The following is a 19,857-nucleotide window of genomic DNA, read 5'->3' as shown; positions in this document are numbered from 1 at the left end:
AGCAGACGTGCGTACTTTCGGCCGAGAAGGAAGTCGAAGTCCAGGCCAACCCCTTGCACCATGGACAGATACACCAGATATCCGCTGGCGCGATGCGAGTCGGTGCGCCCGTTCGATCGCATGCCCTCGCCGACAAATCCCAAGCGCACCGGCAGTGGCTGGTCGAACCACGCCTCGAGGTTCGGCCATCGCTCGACGAACCGCCGATAGGCACCCATCCGCTCCGACCGGGCCGGCACGTGGGGAACGTGCGCGTCCACCCACCCCCGGTATTCGCTTTCATCGACGTGCCGCCGCGGGAGAGGTACGGGTCCAGCGGCTGCCGGCCCGGTCATCGGCGATCCCGCAGCGCGGCCGCGTACTCGTCACGAACCTGCTGGTCGGAGACCCGGGTGTCGATCCGAGTCGACTCCGGTGAGGCGTGTCCGAGGCGTCGTTGCAACGCCAACTCCCGCATCCCCGCCTCCCACATCGCTGTCGCGTGGGTGCCGCAGGGCGTTTGGGGTTTTGTCCACCGTGCGTATCCCGAGCGTGTCCAGCCGCCGGGCGAACATCCGCACGAGCGCGGCATACGAGAGCGGCTCGCAGCGACGAGCGCCCCAGCCCCCGACCAGAAACACGAACGGACTCGGTGCGTCGACCGGACGTTCATGGAGCACATACCGATTGACCGCATCCAACGTGCGAGGCTCGAGCAGGTCGACGACCCGTTCGTGCCGGGACTTCGCCCGCACGCCCCGCGGATGGTCGTCTCGTTTACGAATCGTGACCCGCCGTCGGCCGTAGGCGATATGGCCGAGCTGGAGCCCGAGCACCTCTCCCGGCCGCAGGGCACCGTCGAGCATCAACAGCACCATCGTCAGATCCCGCAAACAGGTCATGCTCTCCAGCAGCGCAGTCACCTCAGACCCGCTCATCGGACGTGGCAACCGGTGCGGCAACCGGACCCGCACCTCCCGGCTGACCGGCTGCTGCCTACTCGCATTCCCCATGAAGGGGCGGTGCCGTTCGGCGACCATCGCCAGCGCGACATCACGACGGCGCCGCATCGGGTTCTCGCCGGTGACGAGTTCGGCGACGATCGCCCAGTCGTAGAAACTCGATACTGCGGCCAGCACTCGCGCCACACTCGAGGGCACCAACAGCCGCCCGCCGGACCCGACGGACGAGAGGCCCAGCCGGCTGCGCCGGCCCACGCACCGGTCGTCGCCGCAGCCATCCGAGCAGCTCCAGGGCCAGTGACGGCCGGAATTCGCGCCAATCGATTCCGCGTTCGGCGAAGAACTCGAACACCAAGCGCAGATCGTAGCCGTACGCCAGCGCCGTGTTCGGGCTCCGGCCGGAATCCAGCACGTACCGCAGGAACCGGGTCACCGACGGCACCGGCTCGCCATCGGGTCCCACCAGGACCACCGAGGGCACGATCCCGCCCGTCTTCACGGCCTGCACGTGCATGACCCCAGCCCACCACCGGGTGATCCGATCCGCGTGCCAACTCGCCGTGAGATGTCCACATAAGTACGAAACTATCCGGCAGTGGTGCGCCCTCGGCCTGGTCTCTTCGGTCGTGGACCACTGCGTACCTGACTTCGCCGGGGGTCTGAACACCGTGGACCGCAGCGCGTCCTCGAGCAGATCGACGACCGCCTCGAGTTCTCCCACTCCCCTCAGCCCGACCTGGATTCGGTGGACGGTCCGCTCTGGATTCTGCTGCCGGTAGTCGGCAGTCTGCTGGGCGCTCGAGGAGTTCCCCGACCTTGTTTAAGCGTCCTGGCCGCAACGGTGTTTGCGATGATCCCCTGGCCTGCCGTTCGTCGAGGGCGAACCGTTTGGAGATGTGTCCGGGCCCGCCGCAGGGACAGGGCCCGAAATCGGTCAAGTATCGGCGGCGCCGAGCGCGACCCCGAGCGCAGCGCAATGGTTACAGCCTGTGAAGCGGTGGATGGGGGGTCCGTGCTCTGACCCCGCCAGCCTCCGGTCTGTGGTAAACCGGCGGGCCGGGCGACCGCCCCGGTGTCGGTGGTGCGGCCGTCATTTATGCTGATCCCCTGAACCGATTATCACTTCCACGGTGGTGCATACCGGTCCAGTCGGAAAGGGTGGCCCGGGAAGGTCTGGCGTCGAGGCCGGTCGGTTCCCGAGGGGGTCGTAGGGCCACGTCCGACTTCGTGCGTTGCGTCCTCGCTGCGATGGGTGGTGCTGTGGAACTGCTGGTGCTGACCGGTGACCTCGACCCCGAGTCCGTGTTGCCCGCGCTCGGGCTGCTCGCGCACACGGCACGGTCGGCGCCGCTGGAGGCGTCGTCTTTCCTCGACACGGATCGGGTCGATGTCGTCCTCGTCGACGCGCGGGCCGACCTCGCGGCCGCTCGTGATCTGTGCCGGTCGCGCAAGACTTCAGATTCCGCCGTGGTTCCGGTGGTTGCGGTCCTGACCGAGGGCGGGTTGGTCGCTGTCACCCCGGAGTGGGGGCTCGACGACATCCTGCTGACCGGCGCGGGCCCGGCCGAGCTGAATGCCCGGCTGCGCCTGCTGGCCGGCCGCAGCGGTGGAGCCGGTCCGGATGGCACCGTGAAGATCGCCCTCGGCGATCTGGTGATCGACGACCTCACCTACACCGCCCGGGTGCGTGGCCGTCCGCTCGATCTCACCTACAAGGAGTTCGAGTTGCTCAAACACCTTGTCCAGCATGCTGGTCAGGTCTTCACCCGGGCGCAGTTACTGCAGACGGTGTGGGGCTACGACTTCTTCGGCGGCACCCGCACCGTGGACGTGCACGTCCGCCGGGTGCGGGCGAAGCTCGGCGTCGAGCACCATTCGCTGATTCAGACGGTCCGCAACGTGGGGTACAAGGCGGCGGCGCAGCACCACACCGGCACGACGGACCCGCAATCCTGAGCGGCCGTACGTCGACGCCTCCGGGTGGAAGGACCCGGCGAGCGCCCTTGTCCGTGGGCGCTGACTCGTCATGATCCCGGGTCCCGGGGTATTGAGAGCCGTTCAGGCGTCCGGCGCAGTCGGGTCCGTCGGGTGATGGTCGGGTCCGTGACGCCCTCGATGCCGGTGACGCGCATCGTGACCGATCAGCTACGACCAGTGGGCGGAGATGTCGGTCGGGTCGGTGAGGGGGCAGGTTTCGTGCCGCGCCAGTTCGGCCGGAAGGCCTTCGGCGGTCGGCACCATTCGCAGCTGGATTCCGCCGGGAAGGAGAGGATTTCCGGCAGTGTCAGGGTCCGATCGGAGCCGGGCAGCGAGAAGGACCGGGCCACCGATCCGGACTCCACCTGTGGGCGGCCGCGTTCAGGCGATGTCGACCGCGCCCGGCACGCCGCAATACAGGCACTCGAGCTGCAACAGGACTTCAAACGGGACGTACAACGGGCAGAACTACGCCCGATACCAGTACAAGGTGACCGATGGTGGGCGGATCTGGTTCTTTGTCGATCCTGCACAGAATGGCGCCAAGATCGCGGGCCGGGTTCTGCTCGAACGCTGCGAACCCGGCCACCCGAAGGAAACCGAATAGGTCACGCACAGCTATGGGCCACTCGGGTCCCCGAGGCGGTCGCGGCGCCGGATCTGCACGCGTGAGCAGGAAACGCGGCGCGGTTCTCGGCGGGATCTGTGTCGGGGGCCGCGCCGATCGGCCCTGGTTGGACCTCGCTCCGGCGGAGGCACAGCCGGTGTAGATCGCTGTGCACGGCCCGTACCCGACCCCGGGGTGCGGGACGTTTCGGGTGCGACAGGGCTGTGACCTGGTGTGATGACATGTCCCCGGTTGTGATGTGGGGGTGCCGGCGACGTGTCGGGGGGAGTGCGGCGGTCCTGACACGGATCGATCAACGACCAGCTCGGGGCCAACGTCAGCCTGCACGATCTGCGTCACACGCTCGGATTGCGCCTGATCGCCGATCCCGACGTCACCCTCGTCGACGTCCAGCAGGTACTCCGACATCGGCAGATCACCACGACGGGCCGCTACCTTCGTCCCCGAGTAGGTGAGATCTGCCGCCAACGGACATCCGTCCCGGAGCGCTTCGGCCCCTCGATGATCTCCTGCGATGATCGTCGGTCGATCACCCTCCGGGACACAAACTCTCGCGCGCCCTGTTCCAGAACGGAAAGAGTTGCGGGCTACCGGCATCCGAGTGATCGAGTCGACCGAGCTCGACGAATTCCAGAATCGTCTTTCCTACTGTGTGCGAGAGTCGGCAGGCCTGAAGGCTCAGCTTCGCCGTTGCGGCGAATCCGATGTCCGTCGCGAAGGGGCCCAGATCGCTGGAGTTCACGAAGTTCTCCAGGCGGTCACCGAACCGGTTGTATTCAGTTTGGAGACCGAACCCGCAGGGCTGGCGGATCAGTTCGCCGCACGTCGTCGGACGGCCGTTGATGATGAAGGATCTGTCCTCGAGCGGGCGAGGCGACGGCTGTTGCGGCGGGTTACGTGTCAGGAAGTACACCGCTGCGCCCACGGCCAGGATCACGAGCAGTGCTGTAGCGATCCGCTTCATAACCCACCACGCCGTTCAACCGCGGACAACTCCGACCCCGGTTTCTCATCCTGCCGTATTCGACGACACGCGGGTCACGTACCCGCAAACCTCTCGAGCGGTGCCTGCGGGCGGCGATCGGGCGGGTGGGTTGTTCGACGGCACTGCGAGTGCGGACTGTCGTTCCGGCGCAGCAGATCGGCGGCCCGACCGGTGGGGGTGGCGGGCGGTGTCGACGACGTCCGCCGCCCGCTCAGCGGGATTCCAACGTTGAGCTCGTCGTAGTCGTCGATGGGCAGCTCCCCGGGTTCGAGGACACCGGTGGCGGTGCGCGCGGAATCGATCACGTTGGCGACGCCGTCGGCGCCTTGCTGACGGGTGACCTGTTCGGCGGTCTCGAGCGCCGCGTCGCGGATGCGGTCAGGGTCTTGACCGCGACGTCCCCGGCCCGGGCCCCGCGGCTGAGGAGCTCGTTCAAGGCGGGTGGGGTGGTGCGGACGGTGTCGAGGGCGCGGTCCAGGCTGCGCGCGGACCAGGTGACGGGCACGTTGACCAGTCTCACCGCGGCGCCGGCGGCGGCCTGCAACGGGGTGCGGCGGAGCGCCGCCGGGCCCCCAAGAGCGTCTTCGGCGAGGACGGTGGTCAGCCAATCCACCGTGGCCGAGTGTGCGGCGATCAACCGGAACGCGAGGTTTTCGATGTCGCGTTCCCCGGCGGCGACGGCGAGGGCCTTGATATAGCGGGCGTGGTCGAGAAGCTGGTGTTCGAGCGCCAGATCGCCGAACAGCGCCTCGTCGAACGGTTGGGCCTGCTCGGTCAGGGCCTTGACCGCGGCGACGGCGCGGCCGAGGAACGGGCCGATCAGCTCGGGGACACCGCCGAGTTGGCGGATCGCGGCGTCGATGGCCTCGGCGCGGGAGCGGCCGTTGGCGGCGTTCTCCGACAATTCGCGGCGCACCGCGTCGGTGCGGGCCTGAACGATGCGGGTTTCGGCGACCTGCATTTCGGTGTGGGTGAGATCGAGAACTGCGCGCAACTGCGCGAGCAGGGTGGTGGTGTCAGTGGTGCTCATGCGGGTTCGCCCCTTCTGCGTTGACGGCATGGACTGGCGGTTGCACCCCTGTCCACGTACCCCGTGTACGCCGAGCTCACCGCGGTCCTGACAGTGTTCAGCCGCTGTTTACCTCAATGACCGGGGGCGTTTGCCTGGGTTCTCGGTGCGCACTCGTCGGCGGCATCGGCAAACGCCCCCGCGAAAGCCCGTGGTCGGGGCCCTGTTCAGGCGGACGGCCGGTGGGGTACTCGCGGTCGGTCGGGATCGGCGCGCCCAGGCGAAAACACCTGGGGGCCGGGGAGCGAGGAGCGAAGCAATGACCACAGCGGGTGGTCCGAGCTCGAGCAGCCTGGCGGACGTCATCGACACCATCTTGGACAAGGGCCTGGTCATCGACGCCTACGTGCGGGTGTCACTGGTCGGTATCGAACTGCTCACCATCGACGCCCGCATCGTGGTCGCTAGCGTCGACACCTACCTGCGCTTCGCCGAGGCGGCGAACCGGCTCGCGATCGGCAGTGAACCGAAGGGCCTGTCCGACCTCGTGTCCGATGTCAAGGGCAGTGGCAGCACGAAGTCCAAGACCAAGGGTGTCCTCGAGGGCGTGGGGGAGACGCTCGGTGAGCTGCTCAGCGGATCCGGAAGCGAACGCGAACCGGCACCCCGGCGGAGGCGGAAATGACCTCCGCCGACGACGCCGACGACAACGACAACGACTACGACTACGACTACGACAACGACAACGACAACGACAACGACGAGGGTGCTTCGGCGGCCGTGATCTATGTGTATGGCATCGTGCCCGCGGACGTGCAACCCGAGGACGACGCCACCGGCGTCCACGACGCCCCGATCGAGATCGTCGAACACGGCGACATCGCGGCGTTGGTCAGCGAGATCGACCCGGACCAACGACTGGGCACCCCCGCGGACCTGCAGGCCCACGCCCACATCCTCGACGGCACCTCGCACGTCGCTCCGGTGCTGCCGCTGCGGTTCGGTGCCGTCGTGTCCGACCGTGACGCGGTGATCAACGAGTTGCTCGCCGAACACGAGGACGAGTTCGCTGCCGCCCTCAATGAGCTCGAGGGCTTCGCCCAGTACATGGTGAAGGGCCGTTACGTCGAGGAGACCATCGTTCGGGAGATCGTCGACGAGAGCCCGAAGGCCACCGCCCTGCTCGAAACGATCCGCGACCAGCCCGAGGCCCAGCATCGGTTGTTGGGCAGAACGGTATGCCGAGTCCAGCGGTGCCACAACACCGTTCACTCGGGCATTGCGGTATGCCATCGGTGTTTCACGCGCCTGTCCCGGCTGGGGATGAGCCCTGAGGACATCGCGACTGCGATGGAGCTGCCCGACGAGCCGGCCCCGGCGACTCGATGCGCAGGCGGGGCGAAGATCACCGATGCGCAACTGCGGGTGCTGTGCGACGGACTGCGCTGGCGACAGGTGACCTCGATTGCCGTCGACCGCGCCGAGATCACCCGCAACAAATCGGTGCGCTCGCTGCGGGCCGCCCTCACCCAACACGTTCGCCGGGTCGCGACGACGGCACCGATCCTGAGCAGCCCGTGCCCGTGTGTTGGCGTCGTTCGGTGTGCTTTCCCGCCCCGGGTGATGCCGACCGCGCGCCGGATCTTGGCGTCGTCCTCTGCTGCGTGGGGGGCGAGTACCAAGCCATACAAAATTTTGTATACTTGTGGTGTGAAGAAGATCCAGTTCATGGGACCGCGCTGGAGGATCTTCGGGGTTTCCCCGATGCGGTTCGTCGTCGGTGTGGTTATCAGCTGGACCGTGTTCAGCAGGGGGTCGAGCCGACGGACTGGAAGCCGATGGTGGGTGTGGGTTCTGGTGTGCGGGAGATCCGGGTACGTGATGGGTCGGGAGCGTTCCGTGTCATCTACGTGGCGAAGTTCGCGGACCGGGTAGTTGTGCTGCATTGCTTCCAGAAGAAGTCTCAGAAAACGTCGGCGGCGGACGTGGCTACCGCGAAGAAGCGGTACCAGCAGGTGATAGCGGATGACGGGAAGGGTGAGCAGTGATGAGCGATGAAATCTATGGCAGCGTGTGGGATGCGATCGAGGACACTCCGCAGGAGGCGGAGAACATGCGGCTGCGGTCGACTCTGTTGATTGCGCTGTCTCGGCGCATCGAGACCGAGGGATGGACCCAGAAGGATGCGGCCGCCCGGCTTGGTGTGACTCAGCCGCGGGTGTCGGATCTGATTCGAGGAAAGATCGACCTGTTCAGCCTTGATGCTTTGGTCAACATGGTTTCGGCCGCCGGACTTCATGTCGATATGACGGTGAGCGCTGCCGCGTAGGGCCCTCGTCCGAGGCTGTATGGAGATTTCTTCGGGTCGGGCAGTGTGGACGAGGTGACACCGGCTGGGCGCGTGCCGATGGCGGCGTGGTTCATGATCGGAATCGATGGGGGCGTGGGTTGGCATGGTCTCCTTGGAGGGTACGGAGTCGGACCGGGCGCGCACCTTTGCGTTTCAGTCCGGGAAGTGTTGTGCGACATGACCCCTCGACACATCGCTGTTTCACATTTGATACCCAGGAAGAGGCTGGGGCATTGTTGGCCTGTCCCGCCCTGAACGTCCGGCAGACAGTGCCACGGATTGGTGGTTCACTCCCATATTCCGCTTTGCCGTCTCTTCACGATGCCGCCGCGTGGCTCTGGTTTCGTCATCTGAAGCAAAGAAGATGTCGGGATCTTGATTGCGACAGCCTGCGCGGCACTGCCGTTCCCATAATTCGGTGAGTGGGCGGGGAAGAGTTGACTGTTTGAGTAGATTCGACATCGGGTGGTGAGGTTTCCGGTTTGTTGTATCTGGCTCCGGCTTTCAGCTGTTTGCGATGAACAGAACTCAGGTATCGGGGATAGTTCGACGAAAGGAGCGTCGATCTGCGAATCTATTGTGGCTGTGTGTTCGTCGTAGCGCGATGAGGGCGACGGGACCTATGCCAGGCGACGCCGCGATAACGTGATCGGGGGCGGCCGTGTCCGTCCGCTGTGGTGCCGGGTGCAGCCTCGCGTAGCTTCGGCAGGGCCCGGGATCCCGGACTCGCGAAGAGTCGGTTGCGGGTCGGAGGATGCCTGGCGGCTCGCGCGCCGCAGCCGGGCGATGGTGCTCGTCGTCACGCGAGTTAGGAAAGCGCTGTTCATGCCCCGGATGATGAGGCGCTGACACTCGACGGCAATCGCTTTGTGCGGTTAGGACAGGGCGGGACGCGACTCGCGCAATTTGTAGCGTTGGATCTTCCCATTGGGTATCCGCGGCAACTCAGATATGAATTCGATGCTGCGCGGATACTTGTACGGTGCGAGCACGCTCTTGACGAAGTCTTGCAATGCGCTCACCTCTGCCTCGTCGCCGGCGACGTCGGGTACCAGTACCACCGCAGCGTGTACGACCATGCCTCGGTCGGGATCAGGGAGACCCACCACCGCGCATTCGCGAACGTGCGCGTGACGGCCGAGTGCGCGGGGGTGGTGTTCGCATCTATCAAGTCCGATCCTTGAGTTCTACAGGCATGGAAACGGGTGTGTCGGTCGATTCCTCATGCGTGTGCGGAATCCAGTATGTTCTTTGCCCGTTGCGCGACGGGGAGGTCGACGAACTCGCCGCCGGGCAGTCGCACCGCGGCTCCGTCGGCGTTCTCGAATGCGTCGACAACCTGTCGTGCCCAGTCGATGTCGTTCTGCCGGGGACTGAAGGTGGTGTGGATGGCCGGTAGCTGGGCGGGGTGGATGGCGGATTTGCCGAACAGGCCGAGGTCACGGCTGTGGGCGGCCTGGCGGACGAGTCCGTCGGTGTCGTCGATGTGCGGGTAGACGCTGTCGATCGGTGGGGCGATGCCGGCGGCGCGGGCGGCGACGACGAGGTGGGAGCGCACGTATTGCATGGGTGCGTCCCCTGTCCCGGTGCCGAGGTCCTTCTGTAGGTCGATGCCGCCGAGGGCGAGGTGTGTGACCGTGGGGTGGTCGGCGATCGCGAAGGCGTTGGCGACTCCTTTCGCGGTTTCGATGGCGCAGATCAGGGGCTTTCCGGGGGCCCGGTCGACGACCCAGCGGATGTCGTCGAGTGTTTCGACCTTGGGGATGCGGATGCCGTGCGCGGACGTGGCGACGGCCCCTAGATCAGCGTCCGCCAATTCGGTCCCCGGCGCGTTGATCCGCACCCATGCGGTTCGGGTGGTGATGACGGATGCGACGTTGTCCCGCGCTGTCGACTTCTCGGTAGGCGGTACCGCGTCTTCGAGGTCGAGGATGACAGCGTCTGCGCCGGCGTCGAATACCTTGCCGAGGAGTTTTCGGTTGTGGCCTGGTGCGAACAGGTAGCTGCGGTCCATCAGAGGACCCCCTTCTCGGCGAGTGCGGTCAGTCGGTCCGGGTCGATGTCGAGGGTGTCCTTGTAGAACTGTTGGTTGTCCTGGCCGAGTCGGCGGCCGGCGAAGTTGATCGCACCCGGTGTGCCGAGCATGCGGAGCATGAGGTTCTGCATCTTGATGGGGCCGAGGTCTTCGTCGTCGACGGTGGTGATGCAGTCGCGGGCGAGGACGTGCGGATCGTTCATCAGTTGCGCGACGTCGTAGATCGGTGCCAGTGCGGCGCCGACGCGTTCGAATTCGGCCGTGACTTCGTGCAGCGGTCTGTCGGCGATCCATTTCGCGACGGCCTCGTCGAGCAGGTCACCGTTGCGACTGCGTTCGCCGGCGGAGTCGAACCAGGGTTGTTCGACGATGTCGGGTCGGCCGACCAGGCGCATGACGCGTGCGGCGACGGAGGTGGCGCTCGCGGAGATGGCGACCCACCGCCCGTCCTTGGTGAGGTAGGTGTTGCGTGGGGCGTTGTTGGGGGAGCGGTTGCCGTTGCGGCCGGCGATGGTGCCGAGTTGGTCGTACGCGGTGGGGCCGGGGCCCAGGATCCCCAGCAGCGGCTCGAGCAGAGACAGGTCGATGACCTGCCCCTTTCCGTCGCTGTCCGGACCGTTTCGGTGCAGCAGCGCGGTCACCACACCGAAGGCGCCGGCGAGTCCGGCGACACCGTCGGCGAGGCCGAAGGGCGGCAGCGTCGGCGGACCGTCCTCGCCTCCTGTTTGGTGGGCGAATCCACTCATCGCCTCGGCGAGGGTCCCGAACGCTCGGCGCTCGGCGTAGGGTCCGGATTGGCCGAAGCCGGTGACCCGCAACATGATCAGTCCTGGGTTGAGGTCTTGGAGCCGGTCCGGGCCCAGCCCCCACTTCTCGAGTACGCCGGGGCGGAAGTTCTCCACCAGCACGTCGGCGTCGACGACGAGGTCGCGGAGCATCTGCTGACCGTCGGTGGTGCTGAGATTGAGGGTGATGCATGTCTTGTTGCGCGAGATGACCTTCCACCACAGTCCGTGCCCGTCCTTGCGTGCTCCGTGGGTGCGGGCGGGATCGCCTGTGGGGTGCTCGATCTTGATGACCTCGGCGCCGTAGTCGCCGAGCAGCATGGCAGTGATCGGTGCGGCGTAGACGGTACTGATGTCGAGGACACGGATGCCGTGCAGCGGACCACGCGTCGGAGTGGAGGTGCCGTCCGTGCTCTCGTCGGCCTGGTCGTCAGGCGAGCGGATGTCACTCGGGTGTGCAGTCATAGGCTGTCCTCGCGTGGTGGGGAGAGTCGATACGGGGGCGGCGGACGAGTGGCCGCCCGACAGGCGGATACCAGGTGTGCCGGTGCGGCCGATTATTGCCGGGGGCGCCGCTGCCGCCACTTCAGACTGGCACCCGCACGGTTCAACTACAATCACGGGTATGTCGACAGGTATTAACTTCTTCTAAAGTCAGGAGGCGGGTCGGGTGCTGGACACGAACAGGATGTTCACGCTGCGCGAGGTCGCCGAGCACGGCTCGATCACCGCGGCGGCGGCGGCGCTCGGGTACACCACCTCGGCTGTCTCCCAACAAATCGCCAAGCTGGAGAAGGAGGCCGGGCAACCACTCCTCGAGCGGCACGCGCGCGGCATCGTGCTGACCGACGCCGGGCGGTCAGTGGTCAAGCACACCGAACGCATCCTGATCGAACTCGAGGCCGCCGATGCCGAACTCGCGGAAATCAAAGGGCTGCGGGCGGGTGTGCTGGCGCTCGGCACGTTCCCCACGGCCGGGTCGTCACTGCTGCCACTGGTGGTCAAGGAGTTCAAGACCCGGCACCCGGGGGTCGAACTGAAGGTGCTCAGCGGGAGGTTTGCGTATTTGGTCGATGCGCTTCGCCGCCGGGAGACCGAACTGTCGCTGCTGTGGGACTACGAATGGAACCGGGTCGATGACCCCACGTTGACGTACCACCACGTGATGAACGATCCGACCGTGCTGCTGGTGTCGGAACGGCACCGCCTGGCCGACCGCGACTCGATCCGGATCGCCGAATTGCGCGACGAATCGTGGGTGGTCCGCGCCGACGATCATCCGGTCGCACAGACCCTCGAAAAACTCTGTCAGCAAGGTGGTTTCACGCCACGCACGAGTGTCTTCGCGCACGACTACGGCGAGGTGCAGGCGATGGTGGCTGTCGAGCTCGGCGTGGCCATTGCTCCACGACTGGCTGTGCTCAACCTGCGGCCCGACGTCCGGTCGATTCCCCTCGCGACCCGCCCGCCGCAGCGGCGGATCCTGGTCGCGCATCTGACCGAACGGCGGCTGAGCCCGGCCGCGCAGGAAGGAATCGCGGTGTGCACTGCCGCCGCCCACCAGCTGCAGGAGGGATTCGAAACCGGATAGGACCGGTCAGCTCCGGCAGATTCCGAACGCGTCGGCGAGGCGGGTGATCTTCTCGGCCCGACCGAGCCGGGGCGGGTCGCTGCCGTCGCGGACAACGCGGCCGCGGGCTTCGAAATCGGCGAGAAACTCCCGCGCCCAGGTCACGTCCGAGGGCGTGGGGCTGATCGACTCGTTGATTACCGGCAGTTGTTCGGTGTCCAGGCACAGCTTCCCGGTCAACCCGAGGGACACGGACACCGCGGACTGCTCGCGCAGCACGGTGTGACTGTTGCTGACGGTGGGACCGTCGATCGGTCCGGGCAGGTTGCCGATCCGGCTGGCGACCACCAGCCTGGAGCGGGGGTAGGCCATGGCGAGGTCGTCGGCGCTGGTGCCGGTGTCGCGTCGGTAGTCGCCGCTGCCGAAGGCGAGCCGGAACACCCCGCGGGCGCGGGCGATATCAACGGCCCGGTCGATTCCGAGGGCGGATTCGACCAACGCGAGTACCGGGGTGGCTCCGCCGAGTCGGTCGAAGGTTGCGGTGACATGTTCGGCGGCTTCGGTTTTCGCGAGCATCACGCCCGCCAGTCCGGGAAGCCCGGCGAGGCGATCGACGTCATCGCTCCAGCAGGCCGAGGACCGGTCGTTGATCCGCACCCAGGCCGAGGTGTTCTCGAGCCAGGCGGCAACGCCCTCCCGTGCGGTGGACTTCAGTTGGGGGTCGACGGCGTCCTCGATGTCGAGGACGATCTGGTCCGCGCAGCAGCGGTCGGCCTGGTCGAACAGGTCGGTTCGGGTGCCGTTGACCAGAAGCCAGGATCGGGCGATCCGCGTGTCGATCGGTCTGGGCGCGATCGCAATCTTCTCGGGCATCAGGTGTCCTCACGCATCGCGGGGCCGGGGCTGTGCGGAGTCTTCACCGCGCGGCCCCGACCAGTGCCGGAGCCGGTACCGGGGCGGTGACGAACAGTTCCGCCGAGGCGATGCGGCGGGCCGCCCGGTGCAGGGTGACCGATTCGAGTATCCCGTCGGCCGAGGTGGCGAGGTCGACGTCGAGTACCCCGGCAGGTGTCCCCACCCGCAGCGATCCCGGCCACCGGACCTGCGTGTTGTCGGTGACGACACCACCGGTCACGGTCGATGCCGCGGCGACGGCGACCGCGGATGTGAGCCCGATTGCCGGGTGCGGGGCGAGCATCGACAGCATCCGGACCGAGACGTCGTAATCCTCGGCGCCGATGTCGACGCCGGCGCTGGTGCGGTAGTCCGCCGGCGGCCCCACGACACCGACTTTCGGAATCGCATGGGAGACGGGATCTCCCGGATTACTCAACCCCATCCGCAACGAGGACTCCCGACGCAGCGACAGCAGCAGCGGCAGGTGTTCGGCGATCGTCTGGTTGTCCTCCGCACCGGTGAGGCCGAGGTCAGCGGCGTCGAACAACGCCGCCGGGGCCCCGGCGACGACCATCGTGGCGCGGTACGTGTGGTCGGCAATCGAGATCTGGTCGGCGGCGGCGCCGGTGGGCAGCAGTGCGGCCGCACCGGCGGCGAGACCGGTGAAGGTGAGCCCGACCGGGACACCCAACGCGCTGGTACCGGGCACGGCCGCGTCGCCCTCGGTGGGGATCATCCCGCCCGGGGTGGCGATCTCGGCGGTCAGGATCGCGCCGGTGTTCTGGTTCCGCATCCGCACGGTCGTCACCCTGGAGTCCACCGGAACGAACCCGGACTGCAACGCGTACAACCCGATCGCGGTGGCGCAGTTCCCGCAGTTGCTGCCCCATTCGACCCGGCGGTCACCAATCGCGACCTGCGCGAACAGGTAGTCGACGTCGATTCCGGGCTCGCTGGAGCGGCGCACGATCGCCGCCTTCGATGTGGTCGAGCTGCCACCACCGACACCGTCGAGCTGACGCGGATCACCCGAGCCGAATGCCGACGTCAAGATGGCATCCAGGCCGCCGGCCTGGGCAATGAGCGGATCGACGTCGAATGCGTTGAACAGCCAGCACTTGCTGGTTCCTCCGCGCATCCAGGTTCCATGAAGTGTGAACACGGTCCGGCCCACCTTTCGGGTTCGAAGAGGCTGTGAGGCACCGCTGGAGGCTCTGATCGGATGGGAGAGCGTGCTTCCCAGCGGTGTCCCACTACCCACCCTGACCTACATCAGAGTGGAGAACAATGGCGAGTTAGTCGATGAGGGTTAACTTCCGTTAAACCCTTGCGGGTGCTGTCTGGGCGTTAGACCAGCGTCGGGACGACCACCAGCAGCAGCCAGCACAGCGCCGGCGCGATCGCGACCACGATGCCCGCGTTGAGCAGCAGCTGCTTGTAGAACCGGGGCCGCTCGATGTTCTGGGCGTTGGCGAGGACGAGTGCACCGTTGGTCGAGAACGGGGAGACGTCGACCACGGTGGCGGAGATGGCGAGGGCGGCCACGACTCCGACCACCGGCAGCGCGCCGGTCTGCAGCAGCGGAAGCGCGAGCGGGATGACGGCGGTCAGCAGCGCGGTCGATGATGCGAACGCCGAGGTGACGCCGATGACGTAGCAGAGGACGACGGCGACCAGCAGCGGTGCGCCGATGGTGATCGCCATCTCGGCGAGGTGGTCGATCGTGCCGATCTCTTCCATGAGCGAGATGTAGGTGACCATGCCGGCGACGAGCAGGACCGTGGACCAGCTGATACCGGCGATGGCCTCACTCTGCTTGGACAGGTCGGTGAAGGCGAGGATCGCACCGGCCGCGATGGCAACGAAGCTGATCGGCATATGCAGGACCAGGACCAGCACCAACACCGCGGCGATCAGGACGAGGGTGAGCTTCTGCACCCCGGTGACCGGCTGCACGTCGTGGTCGGTGACGGCCTCGGTGCGCGGCGTCCGGATGAGGACCTGGGTACCGCCCCCACCGGACGACCCGCCTGCCGAGGTTCCGCCGGGTCCCGCGGTGGGGGTGCGGAGTGCGCTCCCACCACCGTCGGAGTCGATGCCGGCGCTGGCGCCGGTAGCGGAGAACTCGAGGTTCCGTACCCGGGCGAGGACTGAGTAGCCGACCACGGTCAGGACCGAGAGCAGCATGTTGATGCCGTAGCTGGCGAAGAACAGGGTCCAGGGGGCGATCGTCAGGCCGCTCGACTCGACGATGTCACGGACCAGCACACCCGAGACCGAGATCGGCGAGAACGCTCCGGCGTGCGCACCGTTGATCGTCATGATGCCCATCACCAGCGGACTCATCCGAGTCCGGGCGGCGAAGGACATCGCCGCCGGCGAGATCAAGGCGACGGCAGCCGGGCTGAACGTGCCCAGGGCTGTGAGCACCGAGGCGCAGAAGAAGAACACCCACGGAACGATCGTCACCCGTCCGCGAACACCACGTATACAGGCATTGACGAGGAGGTCGATCGTCCCGTTCTTCGTCGCCATACCGAAGAAGTAGGTGACGCCGATGATCGTCAGCACGATCGAACTGGGGAACTCGGCGAGGATTTCCTTGTCGTCGTAGCCGAGGAGGAACGCCCCCACGACGAAAGCGCCGATGAACCCCAAAATGCCGATGTTGATGGGGAAGAAGGTGGCTATCACGAACATTGCCACCAACGCGATCAGTGGCAGTATCTCGACGGAAGTCATGGGCGTACTTTCGGTTCGCTGCAGGGCGGATCGAACGGCGCCTGATCGGCGGCCGGTCGCGACGGACAGATGTGACTACGAGGCGGAGTCAAGCGATGTGAATCGGGAGCTGTCGCTCCCGCCGGCGCAGCGCGGGGTCATGTCGCCGCCGCTCGAGGTGACTGTCGACGGTGGTCGCCCACACCGCACCGGGTTGCAATACCTCATCGATGCCGACCGACGTCAGCTGCACTGGGCGACCGACGGGATCGGCGCGGCGATTCGGTGCTGTGATCCCGGGTAGTGAGGGAGTTGCGATCGTCTGCATGTCACATCCTTCGCTTGATCATTACCCAGATCACACTATGAGCGGGTTATGTTTATGACAATGTCGTATTTCTACGGCGAGGTTTAGCAGGATTAAAGGCTTGTGGGAGGTATCGATGCGCGACTCGTTCGATGTGGTGACACTGTTCCTGCTCCTCGACATCGCCGAGGCCGGATCGCTCACCGGCGGCGCCGAACGCGCCAACGTCACGCCATCCGCCGCGTCGCAGCGCATCGCCAAACTGGAACAGGAGATCCGGCAGCCGGTGTTGACCCGCCTGCCTCGCGGCGTCCGGTTGACGGAGGCCGGTGACATTCTCGTCACGCGTGCGCGGCTGTTCCGTCAGGAAATGCGCGCCGCCCGCGGGGACCTGGAATCTCTGCAGGGGCTCGAGCGCGGCACCGTCCGGCTCGGCTCGTTCCCGACCGTCAGCGCCTCCCTGCTCTCGGACGCGCTAAAGGACTATCACGCCCACTGGCCCGGCATCGACGTGCGCGTCCAATCCGCGGTCCGCCCGCGGCTGCTGGAGATGCTTCACTCGAGCGAGGTGGAAATGGCGTTGCTCTGGAGTTACGACTGGACCGAGGAGACCGAGAAATCCCTGGCGCTCGTGCCGCTAATGGAGGATGAAACGGTCCTGCTCGTCCCGCTCGACGGGCCGTACGCCGACGATGTCGCGGTGGCATCGCTGCGATCGGCGAAGTGGATCATCCGCAACACCAACCACCCGGCCGCCGAAGTGCTTTACCGCAGCTGCGAGACGGCCGGATTCACCCCGAACGTCGTCTACGAGGCCCATGACTACCAAGAGATCGAAGCGATGGTCGCCGCGGGAGTCGGCATCGCCATGGTTCCGCGACTGGCCGTCACGCACCATCGCCCAGACGTATACGCGGTCCGATTCCGGCCCACTGACCGTGTGCCCACGCGATCGATCTACATCGCCTCGCTCGCCCGCCGGCAGTACACCCCCGGCATGCACGCCGTCTCCCGTGCACTCCACGACGCCGCCGACGCCATCACCGCGCAACGCTAAACTGCAAGATCGATATCTCGCTGGGAGTCTTGGCTCGCAGTTTTTCTATGCGTGGCGGCGGCCGGACGACGCCCTTTGTCAGCTGTGCCAGCTCGGTTGGCGGCCGTCCGTGTCGGCGCCCCTCTCTCACCTTGCCGACCGCACACTTTAAAAGTAAATTGAAAGTATGTCTGTGGGTGAGGTGCCGTTCTCGGATATCCAGAACAAGGGGAAGGCGACGTTGTCGGAGTGGCAGCGGTCGGGTGCGCGGCCGCTGCGGGTGACGCGGCGCGACGATGAGGATTTGGTGTTGATGACGGCGGTGCGGGCGGATCAGGAGCGGGAGGTGCTCGCGGCGGCGACGGCGATGGTCGACGCCCTGTTGCACTCCGATGACGGTGTTCTGGTCCGCAAGGTCGTGGCGGCGGCGTTTCCGTGGGTGAGCTACCTGTCGGGTGAGGAGGTCGCCGATTTCGTCGACGAGCTGATCGCGTCGCTGCGAGCGGGTTCGTCGCTGGATAATCCGGCTCCGCCGGCCCGCACGATCGAGACGTGGCGGCACACGGCGGAGGTGTATGCCGATCCGGATCTTGCCCGGATCCTGTCGGCGCCGTCCGCCGGTGACTTCGGGGCCGTGCCGGTGCCGGAGCTGTGAGCCCGAAGCTGGGTGAGCGGGTTGCGCCGCCGGCGGCCGGGGAGCTGTGGGAGCTGCGGTTCGCGACCAGTGACGCGGCGAAGGGATGGGACGAGCTGTGCCGGCAGGCGCCGGCGAACACGCTGGTGGCGTACGAGGAGCTGCGACGCCGCGCGGTCGCGGGGGAGTCGACGACGCGCCATCACCGGTTGAAGGGCAGGCTCGCGACCGGGGTCCACAACGGTCTTGAGATGGAGCAGTGGCAGTACGAGGTCACCGCCGGCGGCCGCATCTGGTACGTGATGGATATCGAGCACCGCACCTTGTGGCTGAAGTACGCCGGAACAGGGCACCCCAAACAGACCGAATGATGTTGCCATTGTGCTGAATAGGGGCCTGATCGAATCGACTCAGCGGAGTCGGGAGCCGAGGTGGTCGGCTCGCGACCTGGAACCGTGCTGTGCGGGCATACGGTCTCTATTCGTTGGTCCCGGCCCGAGCCGCACACCGAGCGAGTGTTTGAGTGCGGGAGCTGGAAACGGGGCACCATGGCCACGGTCGCGAAGAAGAACAGCTGAGCGGGAATCCGCTCTGCTCGTAGTGGCTGCGCGACTTTCGGTCAGGATCTGCCACCGAGCCGGCTCCCGCCCCTACATTCGGTGGGCAGTGAGGTTCTGGGCGCCGAGCGAACGCATCTGAATCCGGTGCGGGAGGCATGACGGGGCCGGCGGCGCGTTGTATCTTCGGTCGCGGTCGATCCGGGAAGGCGGGATGGCGGAGAAGATCTCCGCACTCAGCGTCTTCGATGCGGTTCCTCGGTTCAGGGCAGCAACGTCACCCTCAAGAGCAGATCGAGCCACACGGCGATCGCGACCAGACCGCCGAACGCGACCGCGACGATGAAGAATGGCGTCGTCGCGCGATCAGCCCAGTCGATCGGCACATCGTCGATAGAGCCGTGCGGCGGACTCTGTGCGCCACGCCGTTCGTTCTGTTAGGTGGTGCGGCCCAGGAAGTTCAGCAGCTGGGTCTGGATGTCGGCGTTGTCTGTGGGTGCCACCTTGGCCCCGAAGGCGTGGGGGAGTCGGATCCGGTCGTCTTCTGCGACCAGAAAGGTTCGGGCCAGCTCGACTGCCTCGGGATCGAGGTGTTCGTCCTGCCCGGTGGCGCGCGCGAAATCCCAGGTATGTATCAGCGTGTCGGCGCACGCCATCCGCCGGACGAATTGCTCGAAGGGCAGGTTGCCGAACTCGGCACCCAATACCTGCTGGGCGGTCGCCTCCGACTGAAGGGCAGCCTGTACCCCGGCTGTCGCATCCAGCCAGGCGGCCACCACGTCCTCCCCAGCGGTTGGCACCCGGTAGTCATTTCCCCTGAGCCCTGCGCAGGCCCGTCGGTGGTTACCCACCACATGGGCGGCGACGTCCCAGGCGGTCCAGCCTGGGCAGGGGGAGGCCGAGTTCCAGCGGTCCTGCGGGCAGCCCAGGAGACGATCGGTGAAGTCCTGCGCCACCCGCGCGTACAGACTGGTGATGGGCGATCCCATCGCCACACCGTACGTCAACCGCACCTCACCGAATCTGTGCTGGTAGAGGGCATCATTGCGCACACGGCGACCCGCACCGGCCGCCGCTGCGCCTGAACCGGGAGTTCTTCCGGCCCCGACACGGGGGCTCCGGGGCCGGATGCCGAGCCGTGACGATGTGCCCCGAGGCCTTGTCAGCGCTGAAGGGAACAGGTGCGATGGGGGAGCTGACCGCGGTGAATATCGGTCTGTCCGTCGGCGCCGTGGTTGCCGAGGGAAACACGGCGTGGCCAGGACATCGCACCGGACCTGATCATCGCGCACGCGGCCGTTGGCCGACAAGTCGTGGACGGAACTGGTGCTCGACGAGGATGTCGAGGTGAGGTTGCCCCTCGGGAGTGGACACCGGATTTCATGCGGCGACTGACAGCGTAGACGACGCGATGAGTCGTTGTTC

Annotated in this window: 21 protein-coding genes and 3 pseudogenes; 10 read left to right on the top strand and 14 right to left on the bottom strand. The window is 66.5% G+C overall.

Translation table 11 applies throughout. From position 1 onward, the window contains the following. The 3 genes and pseudogenes from MLGJGCBP_RS50980 to MLGJGCBP_RS54525 all read right to left on the bottom strand — a co-directional run. Positions 1-335 (bottom strand): annotated as a pseudogene (locus MLGJGCBP_RS50980) (tyrosine-type recombinase/integrase); the annotation flags it as partial. 30 nt (positions 336-365) lie between these two features. After that, complete coding sequence (locus tag MLGJGCBP_RS45045) at positions 366-1,139, bottom strand: tyrosine-type recombinase/integrase (protein WP_442972156.1); 774 nt, start codon at positions 1,137-1,139, stop codon at positions 366-368. Then, positions 1,033-1,455, bottom strand: coding sequence for a site-specific integrase (locus MLGJGCBP_RS54525; protein WP_007297094.1), 423 nt, complete (start codon positions 1,453-1,455; stop codon positions 1,033-1,035). Before MLGJGCBP_RS54525 ends, MLGJGCBP_RS45045 begins: the two co-directional genes overlap by 107 nt. A 746-nt stretch (positions 1,456-2,201) precedes the next feature. Here MLGJGCBP_RS54525 and MLGJGCBP_RS45040 point away from each other — a divergent pair. Beyond that, positions 2,202-2,897: a winged helix-turn-helix domain-containing protein gene (locus MLGJGCBP_RS45040; protein WP_007297093.1), complete on the top strand. Its 696-nt coding sequence runs from the start codon at positions 2,202-2,204 to the stop codon at positions 2,895-2,897. Positions 2,898-3,306: 409 nt separating this feature from the next. Next, a complete protein-coding gene (locus MLGJGCBP_RS45035) occupies positions 3,307-3,525 on the top strand; it encodes a hypothetical protein (RefSeq protein ID WP_148222655.1) in 219 nt (72 codons plus the stop codon). 550 nt (positions 3,526-4,075) lie between these two features. Here MLGJGCBP_RS45035 and MLGJGCBP_RS45030 read toward each other — a convergent pair. Together MLGJGCBP_RS45030 and MLGJGCBP_RS45025 are read right to left on the bottom strand one after the other, a co-directional pair. Next, entirely contained in the window at positions 4,076-4,510 is a 435-nt protein-coding gene (locus MLGJGCBP_RS45030) for a hypothetical protein (RefSeq protein ID WP_007297091.1), read from the bottom strand. A 241-nt stretch (positions 4,511-4,751) separates the two neighbouring features. After that, positions 4,752-5,561 (bottom strand): annotated as a pseudogene (locus tag MLGJGCBP_RS45025) (ferritin-like domain-containing protein); the annotation flags it as partial. A 298-nt stretch (positions 5,562-5,859) separates the two neighbouring features. Between MLGJGCBP_RS45025 and gvpJ the strand changes: the two are divergent. The 4 genes and pseudogenes from gvpJ to MLGJGCBP_RS45010 all read left to right on the top strand — a co-directional run bounded on the left by gvpJ (position 5,860) and on the right by MLGJGCBP_RS45010 (position 7,869). After that, a complete protein-coding gene (gene gvpJ, locus MLGJGCBP_RS45020; RefSeq protein ID WP_005241554.1) occupies positions 5,860-6,225 on the top strand; it encodes a gas vesicle protein GvpJ in 366 nt (121 codons plus the stop codon). Further along, a pseudogene (locus MLGJGCBP_RS52615) lies at positions 6,222-6,761 on the top strand (GvpL/GvpF family gas vesicle protein); the annotation flags it as partial. The gene gvpJ and the pseudogene MLGJGCBP_RS52615, both read left to right, overlap by 4 nt. 164 nt (positions 6,762-6,925) lie before the next feature. Beyond that, positions 6,926-7,588 (top strand): type II toxin-antitoxin system RelE/ParE family toxin, encoded by a 663-nt coding sequence (locus MLGJGCBP_RS53905; RefSeq protein WP_328799409.1) that lies wholly within the window; start codon positions 6,926-6,928, stop codon positions 7,586-7,588. Next, positions 7,588-7,869 carry a helix-turn-helix domain-containing protein gene (locus tag MLGJGCBP_RS45010; RefSeq protein ID WP_007297086.1) on the top strand — a complete coding sequence of 94 codons (282 nt, stop codon included), beginning with the start codon at positions 7,588-7,590 and terminating at the stop codon, positions 7,867-7,869. The genes MLGJGCBP_RS53905 and MLGJGCBP_RS45010 overlap by 1 nt, the downstream gene beginning before the upstream one ends. Positions 7,870-8,765: 896 nt before the next feature. On the opposite strand, the gene MLGJGCBP_RS45005 is transcribed toward MLGJGCBP_RS45010, so the two are convergent. From MLGJGCBP_RS45005 to MLGJGCBP_RS44995, 3 genes are all read right to left on the bottom strand, one after another. After that, positions 8,766-8,996 (bottom strand): AMP-binding enzyme, encoded by a 231-nt coding sequence (locus tag MLGJGCBP_RS45005; protein WP_231869117.1) that lies wholly within the window; start codon positions 8,994-8,996, stop codon positions 8,766-8,768. A 116-nt stretch (positions 8,997-9,112) separates the two neighbouring features. Next, positions 9,113-9,904: an HpcH/HpaI aldolase/citrate lyase family protein gene (locus MLGJGCBP_RS45000; RefSeq protein WP_007297084.1), complete on the bottom strand. Its 792-nt coding sequence runs from the start codon at positions 9,902-9,904 to the stop codon at positions 9,113-9,115. After that, positions 9,904-11,175 carry a CaiB/BaiF CoA transferase family protein gene (locus MLGJGCBP_RS44995; protein ID WP_007297083.1) on the bottom strand — a complete coding sequence of 424 codons (1,272 nt, stop codon included), beginning with the start codon at positions 11,173-11,175 and terminating at the stop codon, positions 9,904-9,906. Before MLGJGCBP_RS44995 ends, MLGJGCBP_RS45000 begins: the two co-directional genes overlap by 1 nt. Before the next feature lie 205 nt (positions 11,176-11,380). Between MLGJGCBP_RS44995 and MLGJGCBP_RS44990 the strand changes: the two genes are divergently transcribed. Then, positions 11,381-12,301 (top strand): LysR family transcriptional regulator, encoded by a 921-nt coding sequence (locus MLGJGCBP_RS44990; protein WP_160094464.1) that lies wholly within the window; start codon positions 11,381-11,383, stop codon positions 12,299-12,301. 6 nt (positions 12,302-12,307) lie between these two features. On the opposite strand, the gene MLGJGCBP_RS44985 is transcribed toward MLGJGCBP_RS44990, so the two are convergent. The 4 genes from MLGJGCBP_RS44985 to MLGJGCBP_RS44970 all read right to left on the bottom strand — a co-directional run bounded on the left by MLGJGCBP_RS44985 (position 12,308) and on the right by MLGJGCBP_RS44970 (position 16,226). After that, entirely contained in the window at positions 12,308-13,153 is an 846-nt protein-coding gene (locus MLGJGCBP_RS44985) for an HpcH/HpaI aldolase/citrate lyase family protein (protein ID WP_160094463.1), read from the bottom strand. A 43-nt stretch (positions 13,154-13,196) separates the two neighbouring features. After that, the gene (locus MLGJGCBP_RS44980) at positions 13,197-14,315 is read right to left on the bottom strand and encodes a PrpF domain-containing protein (RefSeq protein ID WP_007297081.1); all 1,119 of its coding nucleotides are present in this window, start codon (positions 14,313-14,315) and stop codon (positions 13,197-13,199) included. Between the two features lie 209 nt (positions 14,316-14,524). Then, positions 14,525-15,919 (bottom strand): SLC13 family permease, encoded by a 1,395-nt coding sequence (locus tag MLGJGCBP_RS44975; RefSeq protein WP_160094462.1) that lies wholly within the window; start codon positions 15,917-15,919, stop codon positions 14,525-14,527. Between the two features lie 88 nt (positions 15,920-16,007). Beyond that, entirely contained in the window at positions 16,008-16,226 is a 219-nt protein-coding gene (locus MLGJGCBP_RS44970; protein ID WP_007297079.1) for a hypothetical protein, read from the bottom strand. A 115-nt stretch (positions 16,227-16,341) separates the two neighbouring features. Between MLGJGCBP_RS44970 and MLGJGCBP_RS44965 the strand changes: the two genes are divergently transcribed. The 3 genes from MLGJGCBP_RS44965 (at position 16,342) to MLGJGCBP_RS44955 (ending at position 18,246) form a co-directional block, all read left to right on the top strand. Next, positions 16,342-17,262, top strand: a complete 921-nt coding sequence (locus MLGJGCBP_RS44965; protein ID WP_007297078.1) for a LysR family transcriptional regulator — start codon at positions 16,342-16,344, stop codon at positions 17,260-17,262. Positions 17,263-17,428: 166 nt separating this feature from the next. Then, complete coding sequence (locus tag MLGJGCBP_RS44960) at positions 17,429-17,896, top strand: hypothetical protein (protein ID WP_012686967.1); 468 nt, start codon at positions 17,429-17,431, stop codon at positions 17,894-17,896. Then, positions 17,893-18,246, top strand: a complete 354-nt coding sequence (locus MLGJGCBP_RS44955) for a hypothetical protein (protein WP_007297076.1) — start codon at positions 17,893-17,895, stop codon at positions 18,244-18,246. The genes MLGJGCBP_RS44960 and MLGJGCBP_RS44955 overlap by 4 nt, the downstream gene beginning before the upstream one ends. A 449-nt stretch (positions 18,247-18,695) precedes the next feature. Here MLGJGCBP_RS44955 and MLGJGCBP_RS53380 read toward each other — a convergent pair whose 3' ends face one another. Beyond that, entirely contained in the window at positions 18,696-18,818 is a 123-nt protein-coding gene (locus MLGJGCBP_RS53380; protein ID WP_258085260.1) for a hypothetical protein, read from the bottom strand. Positions 18,819-18,869: 51 nt separating this feature from the next. Next, entirely contained in the window at positions 18,870-19,421 is a 552-nt protein-coding gene (locus MLGJGCBP_RS44950) for a TIGR03086 family metal-binding protein (protein ID WP_012686968.1), read from the bottom strand. Positions 19,422-19,857 lie beyond the last annotated feature (436 nt).

This window comes from Rhodococcus sp. T7 (assembly GCF_009872365.1).
GTDB lineage: Bacteria > Actinomycetota > Actinomycetes > Mycobacteriales > Mycobacteriaceae > Rhodococcus_F.
This window is presented reverse-complemented; position numbering and strand designations above follow the sequence as displayed.